At 61.1% G+C, this 24,594-nt stretch carries 28 protein-coding genes and 1 pseudogene; 14 read left to right on the top strand and 15 right to left on the bottom strand.

Features of this window, described 5'->3' with window-relative positions:
* Complete coding sequence (locus tag EBMC1_RS10840; protein ID WP_003044996.1) at positions 1 to 747, bottom strand: ferredoxin reductase; 747 nt, start codon at positions 745 to 747, stop codon at positions 1 to 3.
* Positions 740 to 1,345, bottom strand: a complete 606-nt coding sequence (locus EBMC1_RS10835) for a sulfite oxidase-like oxidoreductase (protein ID WP_003044992.1) — start codon at positions 1,343 to 1,345, stop codon at positions 740 to 742. The genes EBMC1_RS10840 and EBMC1_RS10835 overlap by 8 nt, the downstream gene beginning before the upstream one ends.
* 503 nt (positions 1,346 to 1,848) lie before the next feature.
* Here EBMC1_RS10835 and EBMC1_RS10830 point away from each other — a divergent pair.
* The 7 genes from EBMC1_RS10830 (at position 1,849) to EBMC1_RS10800 (ending at position 6,110) form a co-directional block, all read left to right on the top strand.
* On the top strand, positions 1,849 to 2,862 hold the full coding sequence (locus EBMC1_RS10830) for a zinc-binding alcohol dehydrogenase family protein (RefSeq protein WP_003044989.1): 1,014 nt from the start codon (positions 1,849 to 1,851) through the stop codon (positions 2,860 to 2,862).
* A 53-nt stretch (positions 2,863 to 2,915) separates the two neighbouring features.
* A complete protein-coding gene (locus EBMC1_RS10825) occupies positions 2,916 to 3,347 on the top strand; it encodes a GlcG/HbpS family heme-binding protein (protein ID WP_003044986.1) in 432 nt (143 codons plus the stop codon).
* A 59-nt stretch (positions 3,348 to 3,406) separates the two neighbouring features.
* Entirely contained in the window at positions 3,407 to 3,700 is a 294-nt protein-coding gene (locus EBMC1_RS10820; protein WP_231292903.1) for a DUF1330 domain-containing protein, read from the top strand.
* A 70-nt stretch (positions 3,701 to 3,770) separates the two neighbouring features.
* Complete coding sequence (locus EBMC1_RS10815) at positions 3,771 to 4,061, top strand: DUF2218 domain-containing protein (RefSeq protein WP_003044977.1); 291 nt, start codon at positions 3,771 to 3,773, stop codon at positions 4,059 to 4,061.
* A gap of 49 nt (positions 4,062 to 4,110) precedes the next feature.
* A complete protein-coding gene (locus EBMC1_RS10810) occupies positions 4,111 to 4,581 on the top strand; it encodes a peroxiredoxin family protein (RefSeq protein WP_011540436.1) in 471 nt (156 codons plus the stop codon).
* A gap of 3 nt (positions 4,582 to 4,584) precedes the next feature.
* A complete protein-coding gene (locus EBMC1_RS10805; RefSeq protein ID WP_003044972.1) occupies positions 4,585 to 4,833 on the top strand; it encodes a DM13 domain-containing protein in 249 nt (82 codons plus the stop codon).
* Positions 4,830 to 6,110, top strand: a complete 1,281-nt coding sequence (locus tag EBMC1_RS10800) for an MFS transporter (RefSeq protein WP_011540435.1) — start codon at positions 4,830 to 4,832, stop codon at positions 6,108 to 6,110. The genes EBMC1_RS10805 and EBMC1_RS10800 overlap by 4 nt, the downstream gene beginning before the upstream one ends.
* A gap of 22 nt (positions 6,111 to 6,132) precedes the next feature.
* Here EBMC1_RS10800 and EBMC1_RS10795 read toward each other — a convergent pair whose 3' ends face one another.
* From EBMC1_RS10795 to EBMC1_RS10750, 10 genes are all read right to left on the bottom strand, one after another.
* Positions 6,133 to 6,585, bottom strand: a complete 453-nt coding sequence (locus tag EBMC1_RS10795; RefSeq protein ID WP_003044968.1) for a hypothetical protein — start codon at positions 6,583 to 6,585, stop codon at positions 6,133 to 6,135.
* 85 nt (positions 6,586 to 6,670) lie between these two features.
* Positions 6,671 to 7,231, bottom strand: coding sequence for a hypothetical protein (locus tag EBMC1_RS10790; RefSeq protein ID WP_003044962.1), 561 nt, complete (start codon positions 7,229 to 7,231; stop codon positions 6,671 to 6,673).
* A gap of 108 nt (positions 7,232 to 7,339) precedes the next feature.
* Positions 7,340 to 8,308, bottom strand: a complete 969-nt coding sequence (locus EBMC1_RS10785) for a magnesium and cobalt transport protein CorA (protein WP_003044960.1) — start codon at positions 8,306 to 8,308, stop codon at positions 7,340 to 7,342.
* Positions 8,305 to 9,009 carry a glutathione S-transferase N-terminal domain-containing protein gene (locus tag EBMC1_RS10780; RefSeq protein ID WP_003044957.1) on the bottom strand — a complete coding sequence of 235 codons (705 nt, stop codon included), beginning with the start codon at positions 9,007 to 9,009 and terminating at the stop codon, positions 8,305 to 8,307. Before EBMC1_RS10780 ends, EBMC1_RS10785 begins: the two co-directional genes overlap by 4 nt.
* 139 nt (positions 9,010 to 9,148) lie before the next feature.
* Positions 9,149 to 9,688, bottom strand: coding sequence for a peptide-methionine (S)-S-oxide reductase MsrA (gene msrA / locus EBMC1_RS10775; RefSeq protein ID WP_003044954.1), 540 nt, complete (start codon positions 9,686 to 9,688; stop codon positions 9,149 to 9,151).
* A 1-nt stretch (position 9,689) separates the two neighbouring features.
* Positions 9,690 to 10,133 carry a peptide-methionine (R)-S-oxide reductase MsrB gene (gene msrB, locus EBMC1_RS10770; RefSeq protein WP_003044951.1) on the bottom strand — a complete coding sequence of 148 codons (444 nt, stop codon included), beginning with the start codon at positions 10,131 to 10,133 and terminating at the stop codon, positions 9,690 to 9,692.
* A 144-nt stretch (positions 10,134 to 10,277) separates the two neighbouring features.
* The gene (locus EBMC1_RS10765) at positions 10,278 to 11,153 is read right to left on the bottom strand and encodes a LysR family transcriptional regulator (protein ID WP_003044949.1); all 876 of its coding nucleotides are present in this window, start codon (positions 11,151 to 11,153) and stop codon (positions 10,278 to 10,280) included.
* A 352-nt stretch (positions 11,154 to 11,505) separates the two neighbouring features.
* The gene (locus EBMC1_RS10760) at positions 11,506 to 11,784 is read right to left on the bottom strand and encodes a 4-hydroxylaminobenzoate lyase (protein ID WP_003044946.1); all 279 of its coding nucleotides are present in this window, start codon (positions 11,782 to 11,784) and stop codon (positions 11,506 to 11,508) included.
* A gap of 42 nt (positions 11,785 to 11,826) precedes the next feature.
* Positions 11,827 to 12,672, bottom strand: a complete 846-nt coding sequence (locus EBMC1_RS10755; RefSeq protein ID WP_003044938.1) for an NmrA family NAD(P)-binding protein — start codon at positions 12,670 to 12,672, stop codon at positions 11,827 to 11,829.
* Positions 12,665 to 13,120 carry a nuclear transport factor 2 family protein gene (locus EBMC1_RS10750; protein WP_231292902.1) on the bottom strand — a complete coding sequence of 152 codons (456 nt, stop codon included), beginning with the start codon at positions 13,118 to 13,120 and terminating at the stop codon, positions 12,665 to 12,667. The genes EBMC1_RS10755 and EBMC1_RS10750 overlap by 8 nt, the downstream gene beginning before the upstream one ends.
* A 59-nt stretch (positions 13,121 to 13,179) precedes the next feature.
* Here EBMC1_RS10750 and EBMC1_RS10745 point away from each other — a divergent pair, with 59 nt between their 5' ends.
* Positions 13,180 to 13,806, top strand: coding sequence for a TetR/AcrR family transcriptional regulator (locus tag EBMC1_RS10745; RefSeq protein WP_003044933.1), 627 nt, complete (start codon positions 13,180 to 13,182; stop codon positions 13,804 to 13,806).
* Between the two features lie 43 nt (positions 13,807 to 13,849).
* Here EBMC1_RS10745 and EBMC1_RS10740 read toward each other — a convergent pair whose 3' ends face one another.
* Positions 13,850 to 14,344: a MarR family winged helix-turn-helix transcriptional regulator gene (locus EBMC1_RS10740; RefSeq protein WP_231292901.1), complete on the bottom strand. Its 495-nt coding sequence runs from the start codon at positions 14,342 to 14,344 to the stop codon at positions 13,850 to 13,852.
* A gap of 324 nt (positions 14,345 to 14,668) precedes the next feature.
* Positions 14,669 to 15,355, bottom strand: coding sequence for a ribose-5-phosphate isomerase RpiA (rpiA, locus tag EBMC1_RS10735; protein ID WP_003044927.1), 687 nt, complete (start codon positions 15,353 to 15,355; stop codon positions 14,669 to 14,671).
* Positions 15,356 to 15,846: 491 nt separating this feature from the next.
* Here rpiA and EBMC1_RS10730 point away from each other — a divergent pair, with 491 nt between their 5' ends.
* Positions 15,847 to 16,761, top strand: a complete 915-nt coding sequence (locus tag EBMC1_RS10730; RefSeq protein WP_003044924.1) for a VPGUxxT family thioredoxin-like (seleno)protein, type 2 — start codon at positions 15,847 to 15,849, stop codon at positions 16,759 to 16,761.
* A 2-nt stretch (positions 16,762 to 16,763) separates the two neighbouring features.
* Positions 16,764 to 17,555, top strand: a complete 792-nt coding sequence (locus EBMC1_RS10725) for a SirB1 family protein (RefSeq protein WP_011540427.1) — start codon at positions 16,764 to 16,766, stop codon at positions 17,553 to 17,555.
* Positions 17,556 to 18,107: 552 nt separating this feature from the next.
* Here EBMC1_RS10725 and bdcA read toward each other — a convergent pair.
* Positions 18,108 to 18,821 carry an SDR family oxidoreductase gene (gene bdcA / locus EBMC1_RS10710; RefSeq protein ID WP_003044917.1) on the bottom strand — a complete coding sequence of 238 codons (714 nt, stop codon included), beginning with the start codon at positions 18,819 to 18,821 and terminating at the stop codon, positions 18,108 to 18,110.
* A 73-nt stretch (positions 18,822 to 18,894) separates the two neighbouring features.
* Here bdcA and EBMC1_RS10705 point away from each other — a divergent pair, with 73 nt between their 5' ends.
* From EBMC1_RS10705 to EBMC1_RS10695, 4 genes and pseudogenes are all read left to right on the top strand, one after another.
* Positions 18,895 to 19,488, top strand: coding sequence for a TetR/AcrR family transcriptional regulator (locus tag EBMC1_RS10705; RefSeq protein ID WP_011540425.1), 594 nt, complete (start codon positions 18,895 to 18,897; stop codon positions 19,486 to 19,488).
* A gap of 224 nt (positions 19,489 to 19,712) precedes the next feature.
* Positions 19,713 to 20,621, top strand: a complete 909-nt coding sequence (locus tag EBMC1_RS10700; protein WP_003044904.1) for a tyrosine-type recombinase/integrase — start codon at positions 19,713 to 19,715, stop codon at positions 20,619 to 20,621.
* A 6-nt stretch (positions 20,622 to 20,627) separates the two neighbouring features.
* Positions 20,628 to 20,823: pseudogene (locus EBMC1_RS18800) on the top strand (transposase zinc-binding domain-containing protein); the annotation flags it as partial.
* 26 nt (positions 20,824 to 20,849) lie between these two features.
* The gene (locus EBMC1_RS10695) at positions 20,850 to 24,188 is read left to right on the top strand and encodes a DEAD/DEAH box helicase (RefSeq protein WP_231292906.1); all 3,339 of its coding nucleotides are present in this window, start codon (positions 20,850 to 20,852) and stop codon (positions 24,186 to 24,188) included.
* Positions 24,189 to 24,594 lie beyond the last annotated feature (406 nt).

The following is a 24,594-nucleotide window of genomic DNA, read 5'->3' as shown; positions in this document are numbered from 1 at the left end:
CTAACCACCATAGCGCTCGGTCTTGATTATCGAGGGGTCGACCCCGGCCAGCAGCGCGCCCTCGGTCGCAATGTTGACGAAATCGTTGGATCCGCAAACGAATATCTGTGTGGGCTTTCGGTGAAGCCGGGCGAGAACCTCTTCGACCATGGCGCTGTCGATCCGCCGCCCGAAATCCGATGCGCGGATCGGATCTTCGCGCGTGATCGCCAGCGCCAGGACAAATGCGGCATCGTTGATCTCGACGGAATGTAGTTCTTCCGAAAACAGAACATCCTCAGCGGTGCGCGCGGACAGGAGCAACGCGGTTGGCACGGCCGGGTCTTGTGTGCGGCGATGCCGGATCATCGCCATCAACGGCACGAGCCCGGAGCCTGCTCCGATCAACAGCACCGCGTCTACGGCAGGTTCAGGCCATAGGAAGTGCCCGCCGAGCGGACCGCGAAGCTCGATCTCATCGCCGACTATCGCGATATCGTGAAAATAGGCCGACACCTCGCCATCGGGCAGGCGTTCGACAGCGAGCTCGATGATCGGGGACGAGGCTGCCGATGACGCGATCGAGTAACTGCGCATCGCGCTATAGCCATCAGGCGCGGTCAGCCGGACATCGACATGTTGGCCTGCGATGTGCGCGAACGGCCTGCTCAATCGGAGGAAGAAGCTTTTGATGCTCGGCGTCTGCTGGACGATTTCCTCGATCACGCATGATTGCCATGACGCGGTTTGCGTGCCGTTGTCAGTCATCGGTGTATCGTTGCTCGCGCCACGGATCGCCGTAAATATGATAGCCGCGCAGCTCCCAGAAGCCGGCCTCGTCACGGGTTGTGAATTGCAGCGCCTTCACCCATTTGGCGGACTTCCAGAAGTACAGATGCGGAACCAGCAGACGCGCCGGCCCGCCATGATCGCGGGTAATCGGCTGGCCGGCAAATTTGAGAGCGACCATCGCTTTCCCGGACAGCAGGTCCGCCAGCGGGACGTTTGTCGAATAATCGTCGTAGGAATGCGCCAGGACGAAATCAGTGGGCCGGTCGAGCCCTGCATCCGCAAGGATGTCTTCAATGAGGACGCCCTCCCATATGGTATCCAGCTTGGACCAAGAGGTCACACAGTGAATATCCTTGGTCACCTTGGTCTTTGGCAGGGCGTTAAACTCGCTCCAGTTCCACACTTTGACCGGCTTCGGGCCGACTTTGACGGTGAATTTCCAATCAGCCAGCTCCACGTTCGGCGTCGGCCCCGCCGTGAGAACCGGAAAATTCTCCACGAGATGCTGACCCGGCGGAATCCGGCCGGACTGGTCGCCACTTGAACCGCGACCGGTGAAACCTCTGGTGACCATAGTGCCCCCTTTTTGCTCGATGCGACAGACGATAACCGGCTTCACTTCAGACCTGATACGCGTGGCCGCGGTACGAACCGATGGCTTGAAGCCTGAAACGCCCGATGCTTCATCGGATTTTCGATGATCGCATTTTCGTGAATCGGTGATTTGATGCTTATGGACTATAACGCGACGCCGGGCCGATTTCCCAATACCCTATCGCTATAGTTTTTATAGCTTTGAATAAATTACGCGCGCATCACGTCGGCTGCAGATTTAGGCACGGCATGAGGCTCGGTCCGCCTGCTTTCCAGGTTGGCTGCCGCGCCTCACAGCTTCGTAAGCGCCTCTCAGGGATAGAACGGCAACAAGGTATGGAAACTATGTTCCGCCGCTATTGGAAATAGTCGGTGCACATCTTCATAGTCCTGCGTGCGAAACCCTTGAACCCCGTGCGAATTTTCGAAGAAGTGGCGCTCTGATCGATCGAGACTTCGGGGCGCAGCAAGATGGAGACATTGATGAAAGCCGTTGGTTACAAGGTCCCGGGACCCATCGCCGAGGATGCTGCGCTGGTCGACATCGAGCTGCCCCAGCCTGTCGCGGCAGGATATGATATCCTGGTTGAGGTGAAGGCCGTCTCGGTGAACCCGGTCGACTATAAGGTCCGCGGCAGCTCGCCGCCAGCCGATGGTGAATGGAAGGTGCTGGGGTGGGATGCGTCCGGGATCGTGCGCGAGGTCGGCCCCGACGTGACGCAGTTCCAGCCGGGCGACGAGGTCTATTATGCCGGATCGATTACCCGGCCCGGCACCAATGTCGAGTTCCATCTTGTCGACGCCCGGATCGTCGGTCGCAAACCCGCCTCGCTCGACTGGGCGGAAGCAGCAGCGCTGCCGCTAACGACGTTGACCGCCTGGGAGGCGATGTTCGATCGCCTCGACGTGGCGAAGCCAGTCCCCGGTGCGGCGCCGGCGATCCTCATCATCGGTGGCGCGGGTGGGGTCGGGTCGATCGCGATCCAGATCGCGCGCCAGCGCACAGACCTCACCGTCATCACCACCGCCTCCCGAGCGGAAACCCAGGAGTGGGTGAAGGAGCTTGGCGCGCACCATGTCATCGACCATAGGCGCCCGCTCGCGGCACAGATTGCCGAGCTTGGCATCGGCGCTCCCGCGTTCGTCTTTTCGACCACGCATACAGAGCAGCATGCCGCCGACATCGCCGAGCTGATCGCGCCGCAAGGGCGGTTCGCGCTGATCGACGATCCCAGGGCATTCGACATCATGCTGTTCAAGCGCAAGGCGGTGTCGATACACCATGAGCTGATGTTCACCCGGTCGATCTACGGCACGCCCGATATGCATGAGCAGGGCAAGATCCTCGACGCGCTGGCCGTGCTGGTCGATGAGGGCAAAATCCGTACGACACTGACCGAGCGACTGTCGCCGATCAATGCTGCCAATCTGAAGACAGTGCACGCACTGATCGAAAGTGGCGCGGCGAAAGGCAAGACCGTCCTCGAAGGATTCTGATCTTTTCCAGTCCAAGTAACGCCGGACGATAACGCCGCGGCGAAGGAAATCCCATGACCAAGTCCATTGCCACTGCCTCGATCAACCGTGAAACCGCAGTCGCCCTCATCGACGCAGCGATAACCGCCGCCCGTGCAATCGGCATCCCGGCTGCCGTCGCCGTCGTCGACGCAACCGGGTATCTGCGGGCGTTCGAGCGCACCGACGACGCGCCGTTTCTCACCGTCGATGTTGCCATCGACAAAGCGTGGAGTTCCGCCTCCTTTGGATATCCGACCCATGTCTGGAACGACTATGTGAGCAACGATCCCAAAGTGGCGCCGCTGGCCTATCGCCCCCGGATGGTCGCCGTCGGTGGCGGCTATCCGATCCTTGAGGACGGAAAGCTGATCGGCGGAATCGGCATCTCCGGAGGCACTTATCAGCAGGACCAGGATGCCTGCGTTGAGGCACTCCAGAAAATCGGGTTCGAACTGCCAGCCTGACGACTGTCAGGCCATCGTCGGTGGCGATGGCCGGCAGATCTCACCTTGCGAAGGATCTTATGATGGAAGCGTTTGTCGTATTCACGCGGGAAGACACCACGGATGTGGATGAACTCGCGGCTTATTCTGCCCGCGTCGGCCCGTCGTTCGATGGGCATGACGTCACTTTTCTCGCCGCTTATGGCGCGATGGAGAATTTGGAGGGGTCGCCGATCGAAGGCGCCGTCATCTTGCGGTTCCCCACGATGCAAGCCGCGCATGACTGGTATCATAGCCCCGCCTACCAAGCTGTTGCTGCGCATCGCTTCGCCGGTGCCCGCTACCGCGGGTTTATCGTCGAGGGGCTGCGTTGACTCCCCCGCATTATAATGGCGGTACTGACCAAGAGCTGTGCGCCCAAACACCAACACCGGGAGTTTCTAAATGATCGAGGCCGAGGCACGCATCGCTACGATCGAATCGAGTCGATATCTGACGAGACTCGCTGAGGCGTGGGTTCATACTTACCCGGTTCGATATGACGCGCTGACAGCCGAAATCCAGCTTCCGGGCGGCGAGCTTATATTAACTGCGGACGGCGACAGCCTCTCCTTGAGGCTCGTGGGCAAAGATCGCGAACGTTTCGATGCAACCAAGCAATCGGTCGCCACGCTTGTTGATCGCGTCGCGGAGCACGACACCGGGGTCCGATGCGTTTGGAATGACATATCATGATAGCGCGCACCACAATTCGCCGCGGTTCTTCATCGCGCTGGAGGATCAGATGAGCATGCTCGAACCCCAAGCGCCGGATCTTCGGGTGCAGAAATGGATCGGCGCGGACGGAGAAAGCACCGGGCCGCTCAAGCTGTCGGATCTCGGCTCCGGCCCAAAGATCCTGTTCGCCTTCCAGCACTGGTGCCGCGGCTGCCATGTGCATGGCTTCCCGACGCTACAAAGATTGCATAGTGCATTGAGCCCCAGGGGCGTGGGATTTGCGGTGATCCAGACCGTCTTCGAAGGTGCGGATGAAAACACCTTCGAGAAGTTGCGTGTGAACCAGCTCGAATATGCGCTTCCTGTCGCCTTCGGCCATGATGAACCACTGGTCGGCGCGACGCTGCCTACCTTCATGGAGGATTATCGCACGCGAGGAACGCCCTGGTTCTCGATCATTGACGCTGGCGGCCGTATCGTCTTCTCGGACTTCCATCTCGACGCGGACAGGATCGTAAAGGATCTGGAGCTGGTGTAATCCGTGCGGCCTTGGCTCTTCCTGACCGCCAGCCACCTCGCAATGCTCGGCATTGGTTTTGCGGCCGGCATTTACACGCTGCCAATCCTCACCGCGGCCAGGCCGCCGAAGCCGGCAGCCTATCAGGCCATCGTCGACGTGCCTGTCGGGATCGATGTTCGCGACTACAACACGGTCGTCATCTGGTGCGAAGCGTTCGACCAGTTCATCAGCGCGGCAGCGTATCGACCGTCGCGTCAGGCGCTAAAATGAGCCCGGCGATGGATAGCATGCGGTCGGCGGGCCGACGTGGCCTCAAGCTCGCACCGGTGGCGGCGTTGCTGGCGAGCGTCGCGGCTCTGCTGCTGGGTAATGGTTTGCTGGGCACGCTCCTGATCGTCAGGGCCGGCCAGGAGGGCTTCTCGTCCGGCGCGATCAGCGCGATGATGTCGTTCTACTTCGCCGGTTTCACGATCGGCGCGCTCATGTTGCCGCGGATCATCGTCGCCGTGGGTCATGTCAGAACCTTTGCTGGCTTTGCGGCGATCGCCTCGATGACTGCCCTTCTCCATGTTGCGCTCGTGGAACCGATCGCCTGGATACCGCTTCGCCTGATCACGGGCTTCGCCTACGCGGGCATGATCCTCGCAACGGAGAGCTGGCTCAACGCCCATGCAGTGCCATCCACGCGCGGCCAACTCCTGTCGATCTTCGGAGTCGTCTCGATGGGCTCATGGGCCATCGGCCAGGCCTTGCTCAACGTCGCCCCGCCCGCCGACATGACCTTGTTCCTTATCGTGTCGCTGTTAATTTCCGCGGCGGTGGTTCCGATCACCTTGCTGCCCAGCCATCCGCCGGCGCAGGTGACACAGGAACGGGTCGCGTTCAGCGACCTCGTGCGCGCATCACCGCTCGCTGCGGCTGGCGCTTTCCTCGCTGGCCTGGCTATCGGCGGTTTTTGGGGCATGGGCCCGAACTTCGCCCAGAGGATCGGACTCGATGTCGGCGGCATCTCCGCTTTCATGGCTGCGGTGCTGGGTGGGACGCTCCTATTGCAGTGGCCCCTCGGCTGGCTTTCGGATCGCGTGTCGCGGAACCTTGTCATCGCCGCTGCGGCCCTGGCGTCCGCAGCGGCGGCCGTCGGCGTCGCCCTCGCGGTAGGGGCGCCCCTGCCGCTGCTCCTCGCGGCGGGCGCGCTGTTCGGCGGCTTTGGCATCCCGATCTATTCATTGTGTCTCGCGGTTGCCAACGACGACCTTCCGGCCGGCCGGCTGCTCGGTACCGCCCGCGGGCTTCTGCTGCTCAACGGGATCGGGACAGCCGCCGGACCCCTTATCGGGGGTGCTGCGATGACTATCGCCGGCCCCGGTGGGCTGTTCCTTTATGCGGCCGCATTGCTTGCCATATTGGCGGTGTTGGCTATCGGGAGCAGCCAGCCAAGGCGCCGCATCCACGCCAAGGCTGCCCGCTCTCCAAGCACACCGATGATCACGGGATCTCTTGATGTGATGATATGCATGGAGTCAGAGACGGAGGCCGCCCGGCACTAGCGCGCCTACTGCGACGGGCGTCCTATTCTACATCTTCTACGATGAGGTCCCGGCCGTTGAACTGCACGGTCTCTCCTGTTCGTGCTCCTTCGATCGCCTCGAAGATCGGCGCCATCGTTGAAATGCCCATGAACTCACGCCCATCACAGGTGAACTTGCTCGTTGACACTGCGATCACGAAATGGCGCCCCGACAGTTTGATGACAGCACCCTCCTCCACTGCCGACTTGGGGCCGAAGTCGATCGTCCTGAGCTTTTCAAGTTTATCGGCATAGTCGTGCAATGTGTCGTCAAGCGCTTCAGCCAAGTCGCTCGCGACTTCGGCCTGCGCCTGCTCGTCATTCTCGATCGGCTCGCTCCGATCCAGCTGAGCGATGGAGACATAATCCAGATAATTGGTGCGAGCGCTATGCAGGGCGGCAGTCTCCAGCGAAAGCATGGTTTCGCGGATGTGGCTTTTATTCCAGTTCATCATCACCTCGTTGTGTTTGGATCATTCGAAAGTTCGTGCTTCGGTCCGTCACCGCCGCGGGAGTGCCCCCATTGGGCTCGCCGGCCCGCTACTCGTCGCCTGGGGCGTCATCTCCCTGGTAGGGCGCTCTGATCAGCCGGGAATCCCGGATGATGCTGGTTACAAGCCAGACATAGGATTGCTCGGCGGTATCGAAGCCGAGAATGCTGAAGGCGCCGCCGAAAGGGCATAGCGGGAAGTCTGGAAAGCCCTCGCGCAGCACATAGCGCTCGGGATCGCGCTCAAACTCATTCTTGTAGACTTTGCGCAGGCCGTGCTTGCTCGGAACATCCTCGTCGCCCGCTGGCGTCGTTTGCCGATCCGCGACAAGCCGCTCGGAAAGGTCGCGGTGACAGATTTCGTCGAAGACATCGAAGGCGTCGATCAGCAGACCCTTATGGTTGGTCGCGGGATCGGTAATCGCGTATATGTTGGACGCGTCTTCTCCATCATCCCCGCTTTCGAGGCGCAACGCCGCATCGACGGTTATCGCGCATGGATCGAGCGTTGATCCCAGTTCGAGATCGATGAGATGGCCGTCCTTGACGCGGTACTCGCGGTCGTAGCCCTTCGCGACGAAGGACTGGACTGCTGCTAGGACGTCGGTCACTTGGGATGTCATTGTTGCACCTTGGCTTTGCATGGCATTGGACACGCTCTAATATCAGGGAGGCTGTTGCGGCTCAGCTGACGGAGATGAAAAGCAAACGCGCGCTATTCATATCCACTTGGCCTTCTTGAACCGCACGAACAGGTACAGGCAGAACATCGTCATCAACCCGAGCACGACAAAATAGCCATAGACCGTGTCCAGCTCGGGCATGTTCCTGAAGTTCATGCCATATATCCCGGCGATGGCCGTCGGGACCGCCAATATGGCGGCCCAGGCCGCGAGCTGGCGCGTGGTCACGCCCGTTCTTTGCGCTTCCAACAGGCTGCTGAACTCGAAGACGGTGGACAGAACCTGCAGGAGGCCATCGACCATGGTCTGCACGCGAGCGACATGATCCGCGACGTCGCTGAAATAGGGTCTGACTTCTGAACTGATGCAGGGGAAATGGCCTCGGACGAGTTTCCGGACCAGTTCAGCCATAGCGCCGAGCGTGCGCTGGAAGCGCGTGAGTTCGCTTCTCAGCCCGAAGATGCGGTCGATTTCTGCCCGTCCGAGAAAGTCGTCGAGCGATCGTCTCTCCATCGCCAGAACGTCATCCTCGATCATCTCGAAGATGGGAAGATATTGATCGACGATCCGGTGCAGGATCGCATGCAGCACATAGTCGACACCTTTGCCAAAAAGCGCCGGCGAAGCCTCGAGTTGCTCGCGAAGATTGCCGAGCGCTCCGCCGTTGCCGTGCCGTACGCTGATGAGATGGTTGTGACCGGTGAAGATCGCCATCTTGCCGTAGCGGATCTGGTCTCCATCCAGCTCGGCGGTCTGAGCGACAACATAGAGCTCTTCATTATACGCTTCGAGCTTGGGCGGGCAGAGCGGGTGCATCGCGTTGTCGATTGCCAACGGATGGAGGTTATACGTCGTTTGGATCGCTTTAAGCTCGTCGGCGGTGGGCTCGCGAAGCGCGATCCAGCAAAAGCCGGAGCGATCCTTATCGAGCTGGACCTGCTCGTCGATCGCGATTTCGCGGACCCGCAGGCCCTTGTTGTAATAATAAGCAGCGATGACGCTCATGCCGGTCTCGCAGGGATGCGCAGGCCGCGCTGCACCGCGGGCCGCGCCAGCCCGCGGCGGAGCCATGTCTGGACGTTCGAATATTCGCCGAGGCCGAGGATGTCGCCGGCCGCGTAGACTTCGGCCAGTGCGTTGACCCACCCAAGTGTCGCAATGTCCGCGATCGAATAATCATCGACAAGCCATTCGCGGCCTTCGAGCTGGCGGTCCAGCACCCCCAAGAGACGCTTGGATTCATCGATAAAGCGCTGCCGAGGGCGCTTGTCCTCATAGTCCTTGCCGGCAAATTTCAGGAAAAAACCAAGCTGACCGAAGGTCGGCCCGACGCCGGATACTTGAAAGAATACCCAAGCCAGCGTCTCGTAACGCTGCGCGGGCGCACTCGAATTGAGCTGGCCGGTTTTGTCGGCCAGGTAGAGGAGGATCGCGCCCGATTCCCATATGGCGATAGGGTTGCCGTCAGGACCAGCCGGATCGATGATCGCCGGTATGCGGCCGTTGGGGTTCAACGATACGAACGCTGGATCCTTCGACTCGTTGTTCGAGATATCGACCAGGTGGGGCTCGTACGCCAGGCCGGTCTCCTCGAGCATGATCGAGACCTTGACGCCATTGGGGGTGGGAGCGGCGTAGAGTTGCAGGCGATCGGGATGCAATGCGGGCCAGCGCTGCGTAATAGGAAAGGTCGAGAGGTCTGGCATAAATCTGCGATCCTGTGCTGCGATGGCGACTATATGGACCGACCCGTCTCTCTGAAGCAGGGTTGGATGACCGCGTCGTTGTACGACGCGGTCATGAAGATTGCGAACGGGATCGGCGGAGCGGCAACAGCAGTTAAGCCTATCCCGCTGCCGTCCCCGCCGCGGACTGATCATCATCAACTTTCTGGCGCTTTGGAAGCACCCAGCCGGGACGGACGAAATGGCAGGTGTAGCCGCCCGGGCGTTTCTCGAGATAATCCTGATGGTCCGGCTCGGCCTCCCAGAAATCTCCGACCGGCACGACCTCTGTCACCACCTTGCCATCCCACAGTCCGGAGGCATCCACATCGGCGATCGTGTCCTCGGCGACGCGCTTCTGCTCCTCGTCGACATAATAGATGCCCGACCGGTAGGAGAGCCCGATATCACCGCCTTGGCGATTCTTGGTCGTCGGGTCGTGGATCTGGAAGAAATATTCCAGGATATTGCGGAAGGTCGTCACTGCCGGGTCGAAGATGATCTCGATCCCTTCGGCATGCGTGCCGTGATTGCGATAAGTGGCGTCCGGGACATCGCCGCCGGTGTAGCCGACACGGGTCGATACGATGCCGGGCTGCTTGCGGATCAGATCCTGCATGCCCCAGAAACATCCGCCGGCGAGAATAGCGCGCTGGTGCATGTCAGGCCTCCTCGACCTGATCGAGATATTCGCCATATCCTTCGCTCTCCATCTCGTCGCGCGGAATGAAGCGAAGCGACGCGGAGTTAATGCAGTAGCGCAAACCTCCGCGATCGGAGGGACCGTCCGGGAATACATGACCGAGATGACTGTCGGCGTGCACCGATCTGACTTCCGTCCGCACCATACCGTGCGCGCTGTCGCGCAACTCGTTCACATTTGCTGCAACGATCGGCTTGGTGAAGCTGGGCCAGCCAGAACCCGAGTCGAATTTGTCGGTCGAGGCGAACAAAGGCTCTCCCGACACGATATCGACGTAGATGCCTGGTTCCTTGTTGTCATCATACTCCCCCGTGAAGGGCCGCTCGGTGCCCGACTCCTGGGTGACGTAGCGCTGCTCGGCAGTAAGGAGATCAACAGCTTCCTGCGACTTTTCGAACTTCATGATAGTCTCCGATATTGATCTGAGAGGGCGAAAAAGCCGCCGCTTATCGTGTCAGTCACTGCGCCGACTATCGCAGTGCGCCTAGGATTTATCCAATAGGCTGTGCCTATAGTTTCCATAGCACCGACGCTCTCGCGACGGGGTTTAGTGCCACGCATATCCGGCTGCCAGTTGCGCGATCTTCCGTATCTCGACGGGTGCGGTGGAGCCAGATACCGTCGCGATCACGACTTCGCGCTCCAGGGCAAATCCCTCGATCGGCCGCGTAACAAGACCGGGCGCCGTGGCGGATCGTTCCGGAAGAATGCATATGGCGGTGCCATCGGCGACGAAGTGTTGCACCCAGTCCTCGCGGTCCGATCGAAAGCGGGGCTGCATGAGCAGGTCGTGCCGCGCGAAATGATCGAGGATCTGATCGCGAAACTCGCACTTGAGGCGATCGACGAAAGGAAACTCGAGCAGGTCTTCTCCGCGCACGATTTCGCGGGATGCCAAGGGATGGCTCGCAGAACAGCCCAGTACGAAGCGCTCTCTGAATAGCGGATGCACATCGAGCTTAGGCTCCGGCCTTGTCTCGCGCGGCATGATGCACGCATGATATTTTCCGGACAGAATGTCCGAGGTGTCCTCGTTCGGCTGAAGCGAGTGCAGCTTGATTTCAATGGATGGCACCTCCGCCAACGCGCTCTCGAAAAACGCGGCAAACTCCTGCGGTCCGACAGTCGGCGCGACCGCCACATCCAGAACACGGTGCATCCCCATCGCCCAGTTCTCGGAATGATTGCGGACGCTTCGCATCGCCACCAGCATGCGCCGGAATTCTGTCTCGACGTCCCGGCCAAGGCCGGTCAGGCGACTGTTTTTCCCGTCGCGGTGAATCAGCGGCCCGCCGAGCTCCTCTTCCAAGCGGCGGATTGCGCGGGTCAGGCTCGGCTGCGACACACCGCTCAGGCGAGCGGCCGCTGTAAAATTCAGCGTCTTGGCCAAGTTGATGAAATAGCTGACCTGATTGAGTTCCATAGTCCGTCGATCCATGCGCCTGACTGATGCTTCTTCCGAAAGACCGCGTTCCTGGGAGAGGCGAAATAAGTATGCGCGACGCATATAATCATAGTGTGCAGCTTTGTCTATATGCGCGGCGCATATATTTTATACGCGATGCGATGCGTAGCCGTGGCCGTGGCCGTGCGCTCGGGCTGCCGAAAGGTCTGGGAACACAACGGCGAAGCCTCCAGACGGCGGTCCGACGCATATGACAGCGACAATATTCACGTGTATTCGCGAGGCTGGCTCTTAGCTGTCCGGACACCTCGAGGCGTCTGAAGAACTAGATTGATCTAAAGCTTGCGCCGCCTTGCTCTGCGACGGGGCCCTATGCGCCGCCCCTCCGCGCCCGGATCTCGGCGGGATCGAACTGATACAGGATACGGCCCGCAGGCATATAATTTAGGGTCATCAGTGCGCCGTTACGCACCTTGAGGAAATGCAGCGTGTCGCGCGCCGCGCAAACCCAGCCCAAACCCTGCCAATCGCCGGGCCCGGCGAGCTCCACCGCATCATCGACCGGAATCACCAGATCGATCTCACCATAGGGATGGCCGTGACAATGACCAACGAATATCGTGTCGGCGCCCGGCTGCCGGCCAGCCACCACCTCGGTACCGTGGTCTCATTCTTAGCGGACGGGTCACCGTCAGCCTGATTGGCGCCCCTGATATGCCTCTCTGTGAGCGGCGAGGAAGGCGGTCAGCTTGGTTGGCATGCGTCCCGTTATTTGCTCGACCTCTGTTGTGGTCCTGTCCTCCGACCCATATGAGATCGCGTCGTCCATGCGCGCGAGCGTGTCCGCATATCCCTCAGGAATGCCGAACCCGGCGTAGCGGCGTGCAAGCTGCTCCACCGATAACCGGCAGTGGTGGACGGGGCGCTGGGCCACGGCGGTGATTCGGTCCGCAACCTCGTCATATGAGAGAGCTTCAGGACCGGTCAGGATCCTTTCTCCTGACCCGAAAACTGGATCCACCAAGGCTTCGACTGCGACCGCCGCTATGTCGGCTGCGTCGATGAACGGGATACGCCCATGCTTCGTCGCCGAGTAGATGCAACCCTCGTTGATGATCGACGGGAGATGCTGCGTAACGAAGTTCTGCATAAACCAGCTCGGGCGCAGTATCGTCCAGCGAGGCGCGTTGGCGTTGAGCCACCCATGAACCTCACCCATCATCGGCCCGCCCTCGTCGATAGACGATGCGCTCAGCAGCACCAGCTGGGCCACTCCTTGTGCCACGGCCTGTTCCAGCAGCGGGCGCATGACGGTCAGGTGGTCCGTTCGGTCGGTAGGAGCGACCAAGTAGATCGCGTCCACACCCTCGAGCGCGGTACGGTGGGAGGCAACGTCGCCCCACTCGAAGCGAACCTGCTCCGGCATCGTGGCGTTGCGGGTTGCGATGCGGGGTTCGACACCGCGTGCCGTAAGCTGCTGCGCAACCAGCGCGCCCGTCTTGCCCGTGCCCCCAGTCACCAAGACCCGATCAACCATGGTCTGACGCTCCGCCGACAAGGGCATCGACAACCGCGCTGCCGCGAAGCGCGCGCAGCACCACCAGCGGGTTCCAGTAATCGCGATAGTGCATAATCCGCCCGGCGTCCGTCCGGATCACGGATATGTAGCGTTGGTCATAGGATTCCCCGGTCGCAACGCCGCTTCCGAAGCCTTCGAACTCGACAATGGTAACATCGGGGTCGGTCGTGGCGTGAATGGTCGGCTCACCCATGCGGTCGAAGGCTATCATGTCACCAAGGCTTTCAAGGTGACGCGCGATAGCAGCCTTTCCAACCAACCGGGTCGGAAGGCCTGGCGGCGAATAAGGAAATTCCATCACCCCATTTTCAGCCACCATGTCGAGAAAGGTGGCAGCATCGGGAGCGAGACGATCACCCAATGCCTTTCGAAGCATCGCTGAAAAGCTTTCCACACTGTCTGTCATGAACTAATCCCAATCGGTTGGAACGGTAGCGTTCCGCTGAGATATATAGGAAGGCATCGATGGAACACAAGCGTTCCGACGGAAATCCGAAAGCAGCCCGTGTTCTCAGCGGAGCAGCGGTCATGCGTGCTGACGTAACGAATGCACTGACGCGCAGCTTCTTCGAAGAATGGGCAAGGACTGGCTATGCGGGTCTGAGCCTCGAACGGGTGGCGCGAACTGCAGGGGTCGGCAAGGCTGCGCTTTACCGCCGCTGGCCGGACAAGGTGTCGATGGCCAGCGATTTGCTGTCGCATGTCGGGTTGACGATGACCGATGTGGAAGAGCACGGCTCGCTGGAGGCTGATCTGCAAGCGGTGCTCCTCGCCATCCGCCGCGTTCTGAGGCATCCCAAGGTGCGACGGATTCTGACCGACCTTCATGGCGAGATCGAGCGGACGCCGGCATTGGAAATGGCGATCCGGCCTTTCCAGCGCGCACGGCGCGAGCGGATCAATGGCCTGATTAATCGGGCGATCAAACGCCGGGAAGTGTCGCCCTTGGTGGACCGTGAGATGGCGGCCGACCTCATCGCAGCCCCGTTATACTGGCGGATCGCGGTATTGGGGGGACGATCGGATCGCGCCTACATCAAGCGGCTTGCCCTCGTCACGGGCGCCGCGCTTCGCGCAAGCGCGCCTTCGTAATTTGCCTTCCAGATCGGCCCATCACGTCCGCAAATTGCGAGCCCTACCCGTCGCCACTTTTCCCGCGTTCCACCCCCCGTTCGTGCAATTCGGCGTCGATGGGGCAGTTGGTGCAGCCTTCATAGCAGCACAGGCGGCAGATGCGGTAGGAATGCTCCAGGTTTTCCAGGCGATCGCGCAGGACGCGTTCAGCCATGTCGCATAGGATTTTCAGTTCGTCGGGCTTCAGGATCGATAATCCTTCGGCAATCACCTCGTCGCGCGAAGCAAGAACCTCGTCGCTCGCAATCTTTCCGGTTGGAGTGAGGTAGAGGGCCCGCGTGCGCCCATCTGACGAATGCTCCCTGCGTTCGATCAATCCCTCGGTAGCCAATCGATCCACCAGGCGAACCGTCCCTGCATGGGAAAGGCCTACCCCGACCGCAAGCATGCGGATCGAGAGCCCGGGCTGGTGCGCGAGTAGCGCCAGCGCTGAGGCGGCGGGGCCAGCTTCCGGTGCCCGCGATGAACTAGCGCGAACGATGTCGTCGCTGATCATCAGTGCGAACGCCCCAAATATATTGCGGTCTCGAGGTCCATCCATCGGCGCGTCTATATGTGCGCGGGGCATAGACAGCAAGTCATAGACTAGCCTCCTTTTATCCGCGCGTCCGGCGAGGAAATCTCGGTTTTAAAAGGGTTTTGATTCCACCGACTGATAGCGCGCGCCAAAAAAATCACTTCCATCTTATCAAGGCGCCGGGCTGGATTGATACCTTGGGGCTATGGCGCGCGACGAACGGGTTAAAAAAATGCCCGAGGTCGCGGCTAAGAATGTGTCAGCGCCGCCATCGACGCCGCGCAGGTGATGATATGCAAGACCTCAAGCTTCACCCCGGTGTCGCACCTCCACCATGTCACCGCGCGCAATCATGATTGTATCGATTTCATCCAAGAACAGTCCATGCTCCAGGACGCCCGGGATTGTGGTGATCGCGGCGGCGATCTCGCGCGGCCTTGGTATCTCATCCAAAGCTGCGTCCAGGATGTAATTGCCCTGGTCCGTGAGGAAGGGCGTCCCACCCGCTTCGCGAACAGTAACACGGGCTCCGAGTGCGGACAGGCGTGCACGAACAAACTCGGTGGCGAAAGGAACCACCTCCACGGGCAGAGGGAATTTGCCGAGCTGCGCAACAAGCTTGCTGGAATCGGCGATGATGATCACGCGCGTGGATGCGGACTCGGTGATTTTCTCGCGAAGCAGGGCGCCGCCTCCCCCTTTGATGGCTTGGAAGCGGTCATCGATTTCATCGGCGCCGTCGATCGTCAGGTCGACAGCGCTAAGCTGTTGAAAGGGAACAAGCGGCACCGCAAGACGGAGAGCTAGAGCTTCGGTCGCTTGGGATGTGGCGACCGCGGTGATGCGAAGGCCGTGCTTGATGCGCTCGCTGAGGCTTTTCACGGCATAAGCGGCGGTGCTTCCGGTCCCTAACCCGACAAGCATGCCATCGCGAACCTCATCGACTGCTCTCACCGCCGCGATCGATTTCTCAGCGACGAAGTTGGACATGGAGCGAGACCCCTCCTTTCTGGCCGAGCGGCCAGCCTTAATACCTGCGGAATGCAGTCGCGCGAACAAGGTTTGACGCTTCCAACTCGGTAGGCCGTTACCACTTCCTCTCTAAATTGTCGCGCTGCCGCCCATGAGGTGCACGGATACGTATATGAATGGCGCATATATCTGTTTTGCGTTTTATGCCTTCGATCTCACCGTCTGACGTTCCGCGCCCATGTTCAACTGCGCCGCGCGGACGCAGGGCGCAGATGCAGGACTGATTCTGCAAAGCAAGGGAAGACGCGAACAGTTATGTGCATCCGTGCGACCCAAATGGAGGGCTCTTCAACCAAAACTGGAACCGAAAATCGATGCAATTGGAACTTAGCCTTTTCGGATTACGACACGATTGAGCCGGCTCTGGAATCACTTCGCGATAGCCCCGCTCGCATTGTATTGCGAACCGCCCTCACTAGATTAGACCCATGCAACAAAATCTAGTTTCCTTGCGCGAGCATCGCGAGCTCGGCGACGTCGCCTGGCTGCGCGATCTGGACGCCGGTCTCGCGGTCGCAGCCGAGCAGAGAAAACCGGTTCTGCTGCTCTTTCAGGAGGTGCCGGGCTGCTCGACGTGCGTGCGTTTCGGGCAGGATGTACTGACCCATCCCTTGATGGTGGAACTTATCGCAGATCGGTTCGTGCCCGTGGCCATCTTCAACAACCGCCCGGGGGCGGACGCCGAGATCCTGCGCCGCTTCGACGAGCCATCATGGAATAATCCCGTGGTGCGGTTTCTCGGGCCCGATGGCGCCGAGTTGCTGCCCAAGCTCGCCGATCGTTATGATGCGCCGGCTCTGCACCAAAAGATCGTCGCCGTGCTGGAATTGCTCGGCGGCGACGTTCCTGGCTACTTCCGCCTGTTGGGGCGCGACCTGCTGATCGAAAATGGCCTCAGCAAATCGGCGACCTACACGACGCCGTGCTTCTGGTCGGGCGAAACGAGCCTCGCGCAGCATCCGGCGGTCATCACGACCGACGCTGGCTGGATCGATGGCGAGGAAGTGGTGCAGGTCCATTTCGATCCCCGCGCGGCGGCGCGTTCCGAACTCGATGCTTATGCCCACGAGGAGGGATTTGGCGCGATCGACAGTGGCGGGTTCGCGCTTGACGGTGAACCGCAATTCTATCTGCGCAAAAATGCGGCGCGCCATCTGCCGCTGACGCCGGCTCAGCGCACGCAGATCAACCTCGCTATACCCTATCGCACACCGCTCGCGGACTTTCTCAGCCCGCAACAATGCGCGTGGCTAGCCAATCCGCGGCTAGAAGCACCGGGCGAGAATGAAGCCTATCGCAAGGACATTCGCGAAAGCCGGCCCGTGCTGGCGCAGCGGCTTGGTTTGGTCGAAAAGGAGACATGATCATGGATATTGCTGCCATCGGCCTCATCGAAGACGAAGATATCCTGCTCGACCTGGCATCGCTCGCTCTCAGCCAACTCGATCATGAAAATGCGGACATCGCCCATTATCTCGACATGCTCGAAGATATTGAGGACCGGGTGTGCGCTGAAGGCCGAAGCGCGTTCCTTCCGGAAGAACGGGCCGCGGCGCTTTCGCGCGTTCTGCACGGCGAACTGGGGTTCGTTGGCGACGATGAAACTTATGATGCACCCGTCAACGCGGACTTCATCAGGGTGCTGGACCGAAAGCGCGGCCTGCCGATTGCACTGTCGATCCTCTATGTCGCCATGGCCCGCCGGACGGGCTGGAGCGCCTATGTGCTCAATCTCCCCGGCAAGGTGCTTGTCCAGCTGGGCGAGAAGAATCCGGTGGTGCTCGATCCGTTTGCCGGAGGCGCTGTGCTGTCAGCGGGACAAGTTGCAGCGGTGTACCGTGCGAGTCTAGGCCAGGAAGGCGGCGCCGCCGCACTCAGCGCCGTGCGGATGAGCAATCGCGATGTGCTGGCCCGGCTGCTGAACAATCAGGGAATCCGCGCAGAGCAGGAAAAGGATCATCAGCGGGGTCTCGCAATTTATCAGCGGATAACCAGGGTCGCACCGAGGCGCCTCGAGGCCTGGCAAAATCTGGCGCGTCTGCAGTTGCAATCCCGCGATGTCGAGGGCGCCAAGGCAAGCCTGTTCGCCATGTCGGAAGTTGCACCTGACAGGCGGACTCGTGACCGGATCATGGAAGCATTTGAAGCCCTGACCTAGACGAGGCCTGACACATCACATGTCGCTGCGCGCCGTTGCGCTCCTCTCCGGGGAGTCGACGTCGATGGCGATGTCCTTGGCTTCGAAGGGCGTCCCTACAAGCGGTGCGGCCTCGATAAAGACATGCCGCGAAATGTCGCAGGGCTGCTCCCCGAAAGGCGGCTCGACCGCGCCGATCGCGCGAAAACGACTGACCACCCGCCGCCGGCATCAAAAAACCATGTTGAAGCCATAGAGGTGGAGAGCGAGCGTCACCCAGACAAACGTGACCCCAGCGAGGACCAGCAAAGTCGCGCCGAGCTTCACAGTCCATCGGCGCTTGTCCCTGATACTCAGCAAGAGATGCCAGAATGCTGTCGCGAGCAAGTAGCGGCAGATCCGCTCTTTCGTGTAGATTCGCGTATAGAGCACTTATTCCGCCCACATGGCATTGAACCGCTGGATGGACATATCTGCTGACCGTAAGTCAGGGCTTGCTCACGGCCAAATCTTGCCATTTAAGGCGCGACCGTCGGCAAAGGGGGCGGTCTTGCGACCGTCCCCTGCTCCACCTCAGGCACCAAATGCGCCGTCGATCGTGTGCATGGCGCCAGTGACAAAACCCGCTTCGGGGCCAGCCAGCCAAGCAACCATGCCAGCGACCTCTTCGGGCCGCCCGTGGCGCTTGATCGCCATGAAGCTGTGCATCAGCTCGCGCATCGGTCCGTCCTCGGGGTTGGCGTCGGTATCGATCGGGCCGGGCTGCACGATATTGATCGTGATTCCGCGCGGTCCGAAATCGCGGGCCAGTCCGCGCGCCATGCCCTGCAGCGCCGATTTGCTCAGTGCATAGGAGGCCATGCCGGGGAGAGGCATGCGGTCGCCGTTTACCGAACCGATCACGATGATGCGGCCGCCGTCGGGCATCTGCCGCGCGGCCTCGACCGACGCATGATAGGGGGCGGTGACGTTGACGCGGATCAGCCGGTCGACGTCGTCGGGATCGAGGTCGAGCGCGTCGCCGAACAGCGCGAAGCCGGCGTTGACGACCAGTATGTCGAGCGGGCCGCTCTCGCGCACGCGTGCAATCACTGCGTCGCGGTCGCCGCTGTCGGTCGCTACCGCGCTGGTGCCGGTTTCGGTCGCCAGCTGCTCGGCCGCCTCGCGCGATCCGTTGTAGGTGAAGACGACCTTGGCGCCGTCGGACGCAAAACGGCGGACGATCGCCGCGCCGATTCCGCGGCTGCCGCCGAGGACCAGAACGGATTTTCCTTGAAAGTTGGACATCGGGAGACTCCTTGCTTATTAATGTATCGTCCACTACATAATATCGCGAAAGCCATCGTCAAGGCATTTTGTAATGGTTACTACAAATAGATCCCGCACGCGTGGCCGTCCACGTAAGTTCGATCCCGAGGCAGCGGTGGCGACTGCGCAGCAACTTTTCCATGAACGCGGTTATGACGCCGTCAGCGTCGCCGATGTCACCGACGCGCTCGGCATCAATCCGCCAAGCTTTTACGCCGCTTTCGGCAGCAAAGCCGGACTTTACCAGCGCGTGCTCGATTATTGGACGGACACCGAAGCGATTCCGCTCGCGGACATTCTGCGTCCCGACGTCCCCGTCGCCGATGCCGTTGCGGCTATGCTGGAGGAGGCCGCGCGTCGCTATGCGTTCAACCCGGCGGCAGGCGGGTGCCTTGTACTCGAAGGCACGCGTTGCAACGACGACGATGCGCGCGAAGCCGCTCGCGCGCTCAACCTCGGTGCGGAAACGTTCATCCATGACTATATCGCGGCGCGCCATCCGGAGGCGGCCGATCAAGTGACCGATTTTGTCGCCACGACGATGTCCGGGCTTTCGGCAAAGGCGCGAAGCGGACACGACCTATCGCGCCTCCTCGCTACAGCGCGGCTTGCAGGCAGCGTTCTCACGCAGGTGCTGCCGGCTTGATAGCAGCATGATCAGAAGGTGGTGAATAAACCGGCCGATTAGAGCTAGCACGATTGACCGAAGATGCCCCTGATGCGCCCTGTGGACAGTACTGGCCGTTGCACGAACCGCTCCGCGGATTGGCGCTAGCCTCGATGTAAAGCGGCACGACGAACGCCGCGCCTGATTGAACGTCTGCGGTCAGAGGCAGACCCTTTCGACTCCTTCAACTGAGGAGTCGAACGATGAACGAGCTTATCCAGATTGGCCCGATCAGCCCGCTGCGCCAGCGACTGATCGACGATATGACCTTGCGCGGGTTCTCCACGGAGACGCAGCGTAACTATCTTCGCGACGTCGGACGGTTCGCGACCTGGCTGCGTCGCTCGCCCCACACCGCGAGCACCGAGGATATCCGGCAGTTCCAGTTCGAGCAGCAGCAGGCGGGCGTGCCGGCGCCGACGATGAACAGCATCGTCGGCGCGCTGAGGTTCTTCTTTACCCACACGCTCGACCGCCCCGATCTCGTGCGTAAGCTGATCCGCACCAAGCAGGTCCGCAAGATCCCGGTCGTTCTGACCATGGCCGAGGTGAAGCGGCTGCTCGATGCCACACGCTCGCTCAAGCATCAGGCGGCGCTGTCGGTCGCTTATGGCGCGGGCCTGCGGGTGGCCGAGGTGGCAGCGCTCAAGATCAGCGACGTCGACAGCAAGCGGATGCTGCTCCGGATCGAGCGCGGTAAAGGCGGACGCTACCGCAACGCGATGCTGCCCGAAGGCCTGCTCCTGCTGCTCCGCGACTGGTGGCGCGCCGGACGGCAACAGGGCTTCCTCGTTCCCGATGGCTGGCTCTTCCCCGGACAGAGCGCTTCGGCTCCGATCAGCACGCGCCAGCTCTACCGCGTCGTCGTCGAGGCCGCTGAGGCCGCGGACATCGACAAGCGCGTCGGACCGCACACCCTGCGGCACAGCTTCGCCACCCATCTTCTCGAAGATGGTGTCGATATCCGCGTCATCCAGGTCCTGCTTGGCCACGCCGCGCTAAATACGACCGCCTTTTACACGAAGGTCGCCACCAAGACGATGCGCGCGGTGACCAGTCCGCTCGACAGGCTCGCGCTCGCATCGCCGAGCAAGGAAGCCCCTGACGGCTGAGGCGGGATGCGCGCCTCACTCGAGGTCGCCGACATCTTCCGCGCTGCCGGGCCAACCTACCGCGCCGCCCATGTCGGACATCTGAGCCTGCATCAGCTCAAGATCATGTCGGCGATCGAGCATTGCCGCACCGCCGCGCTCGGCGGTCACGTCGAGGCCTGTACCGACTGCGGGCACTGGCGGATCGCCTATAACAATCTCCTCAATCGCGGCGCGGCCTGGTCGATCATGCGGCGCGACGGTGTCCTTCCCCCCGACGCCCCTCGCCTCGGCGATACGATCGAAACCGACCTTGCCGAACATGGTTTCTCGCTGCTGCGCGCGGGGCTCGCTCTCCGCGAAGCCGAAGGGTCGTCCGAAATCGTGCGCAAAGCCTTCGAACGCGCGGCCGCGGCGTTCGAAGCCTTGGTGCAAAATGGCGATCTCGACGACCACAGCTACCCCTTTTATCGCACGCTGGCGGCCGCCGCCTATCATCTGGCAGGATTCTCGGCGATTGCCTATTCGCTTTTCGGTGAGGAGCGCCGGGCGTTCAACGAAGCGCCTGCCGAGATCGCTCTGTCATTTCTGATCCTGCGCGATTTCAACGCGCTTCGCGAGTTTGTCCGGTCCTGGCTCCGCAACGATAATCTTGACGACGCGGGGCTTTCCTTCGCGCTCGAGCAGGATCACATCGCATCCGAGGACGCTGTGTCCTCGATCCTTACCGTCAGCCTCTGCCGCGCCTTGGCCTATTTTGATTTCGCGCTGCAGACCGGGGAAGCTGGACTTGTCGATGAGGCGCTGACGATCCTGGAAACGGCCCAAAGCTTGGCGGCCAATGCCGGGATCGTGCCGCTTTGGTGGATTATTCGAATCTGCCGCGGGCTGCTCGGCGATCTCTGGTCGCATTCGCTCCATGTGACGCTTCCCACTCTGCCTCCGACGAGCGGGGGCAGCGATTATAGCGAGCTGCGACAATTGTTCATCGCGACGCTCTACCATCGCAAGACGAGCGAGGTTGAACTCTGGCCATCGCAGCGCGAGGCGGCGAAGCGGTCGACCGATATCTCCGACGATCTTGTCGTGGCGTTGCCGACAAGTGCCGGCAAGACCCGCGTCGCCGAAATTGCGGCGCTGATGACGCTGTCGACGCGTCGCCGCGTGCTCATCGTGACGCCGCTTCGCGCACTCTCCGCTCAGACTGAACGCACGTTCCGCAAGACGTTCGCGCCGCTCGGGTTCACCGTCTCGTCACTTTACGGGGCGGCCGGTGTGTCGCAGGGCGACGAAGATGCGCTGCGGAGCCGCGATATCGTCATTGCAACCCCTGAAAAGCTCGACTTCGCCTTGCGCAGCGACGCTTCACTCATTGACGATATTGGCCTTATAATATTGGATGAGGGCCATCTGATCGGGCCGTCCGAGCGCGAAATCCGTTATGAGACGCTCGTCCAGCGCCTGCTGCGCCGCGCCGATGCCGCGGAGCGCCGGATCGTCTGTCTATCGGCGATCCTGCCCGATGGCGAACAGCTCGACGATCTCACAGCCTGGATACGAAGCGATGCTCCGGGCGATCCCGTTCGATCGATCTGGCGCCCGACCCGGCAGCGCTTCGGAATGATCCGCTGGCAAGGGAAGGGCGCCAAACTCAGTTTCGATCTCGACGATGATGGCCCGTACCTGACGCGTTTCATCGATGAGGCACCGCCCCGAGGGCGTGATCGCAAGGCACGCCCCACCGATAACAAGGAACTGACCCTCTTCTCAGCTTGGGAATTTGCCGAACAGGGCAAGCGCACGCTGATCTTCAGCACCCAGGCCAATTGGGTGGAAGGCTATGGCGAGACCGTCGTCTCCCTGACCAAGGCAGGCTATCTACCATCGCTTCTGGACGACGAGGCCGATATCGCGCGTGCCGTCGAGATAGGCACCGAGTGGCTCGGCGCGGCGCATCCCGCGGTCCAATGTCTCAAAGTCGGGGTTGCGATTCATCATGGCCGCCTGCCCAACGCCTTTTTGCGCGAACTTGAGCTTCTTCTCTCGCAGGGGGTGCTGAAGGTAACCGTCGCTTCCCCGACGCTCTCGCAAGGTCTCAATCTCAACGCCGCGGTTCTGCTGGCGCCAGTGCTCTACAGGGCCGGGAAGGAAATCACCGGCGAGGAGTTTGCCAATGTGGCCGGGCGGGCGGGACGGGCGTTTGTCGATGTCGAAGGCTTGGTGGCCCATGTCATGTACGAACCTTTGCAATGGCGCGTCGACCATTGGCGCGGGCTGGTTGCTTCAGCCAAATCGCGTGCGCTCGAAAGCGGGCTGATCCAGATCATCGACGAGATCATTCGCCGCATGACGACGATGGGGACACTCGCGCGAGAGGATGCCTACGAGTTTCTCGCCAACGCCCGCGAAGCATGGGTCGACCCCGAAGAAACCCGAGCTGATGCCGATGAAGACGAAAGCGAGGATGCCGAGGACGAGGTCGATGCCGAACCCTTTTCACATCTGATCGAAAAGCTCGATGCGACCGTCATTGGCTTGGTCGAGGCTTTGGACGCCGACGCAGCGGATCTGCCGAGACTTCTCGATGAAGCATTGCTCGGGTCGCTATGGGCACGGCAGATGGCGCGGCGCGAGGAGACCGACGCTGCGTGGCACCGCTTCCTCCTTGCCTCGCGTGCGCGCCTCATTTGGAATCACAGCACCGCCTTGCAGCGGCGGGGGCATTTCGCGATGGGCGTCGGCCTCGATACGGGGCTCATTCTCGATGGGCTCGCCGATATCCTCATTCCGCTCATCGACCGCGCCGACATGGCGGCCCTTGCCGGTGAGCCCGACGAGCTCGCCGATGCGCTGATCGAGCTTGCCGAGCGGCTGTTGGCGGTGCGCCCCTTTGTTCCTGATCGCGCCATTCCGCCGAACTGGAAAACCATCTTGCGCGCTTGGGTCAGCGGCAAGCCCGTTACCGCGATCGGCACCGACAATATGCGGTTCATCGAGGATGCCTTTGCCTATCGCATGGTTTGGGCGCTCGAAGCCTTGCGCGCGCGCCGCCAGACCCTTGGCGGTGAATCGCCGACGATCGCGGGAGGCGCGGCGGCGGCGCTCGAAACCGGCGTTCCCAAATATCAAATGGCGATGCTTGTTCGGGCAGGCCTTCCTTCGCGCCGAGCCGCCATCGCAGCGGTCGAAACAACCGACGCCGATTTTCTGAGTGCCTCCGATATGCGCGATTGGATCGCGAGCGACGATATTCTCGATCGCGCTGCGGCAGGGGACTGGCCGACTGCCGATACAGCCGACTTATGGAACAGATTCTCCGAAGAGTCGCTTCGCGTCGCGACGCCGCGGTGGCGCGTTCATGAAGAAAACTTGATTTTGCGGGACATCGAACGCGATGAATATGCGGGCTTTTGTCGACTGGAACAGAGCGACGATGGCGAGCTTTCCGTTCTCACACCCGATTTCCGGAATATTGCCAGCCTCGAAGGCCGGATGCAGTTCTCCGGCTCCAGCCTCGCGCGGGCGCGTCTCGACCTACCATGGCCATTCGCTTGGCTGGAGCGACTGGGGCCAGGGCAGCAAGCGTAGTGGCAGTCGCATGACGCAGCCAACCAGAGCTGAATTCTGGGAGACGAACTGTCGTGCGCATGAAGTCTGACAGGTTGCTGCCTATGTTGAACGTCTCGCCCCGCGATGGCATTTCGCGAAGACACTCGTGCCTTTGCCTTCGCGGCGGCGGCCACGAGATACGTGCCCAGTTTTCCCTGGCGGGGCTGTCTGCAGCGGGTTCATATCGGCGAAGGCGATCTGTGAAGCGGCTAAGCTTCGAGATCGGGCGCAAGACAGCGCACAGCGCTAGCCAACCTATAACTTCATCTGCTGGAGGCGCAGGATAATAACCTTCACCTCTGGCGGCGAGCGTGTCCGTTTTCAGGAAAGCAGCACAGTAGCTTCAACGACCGACATCAGGCGTATTCTGTTGAAGAAGTCGCCC

Source organism: Sphingopyxis sp. MC1 (assembly GCF_000371385.1).
Taxonomy (GTDB): Bacteria; Pseudomonadota; Alphaproteobacteria; order Sphingomonadales; family Sphingomonadaceae; genus Sphingopyxis; species Sphingopyxis terrae.
The sequence above is the reverse complement of the archived record's forward strand: the minus strand, read 5'-3'. Positions and strand labels throughout refer to the sequence as shown.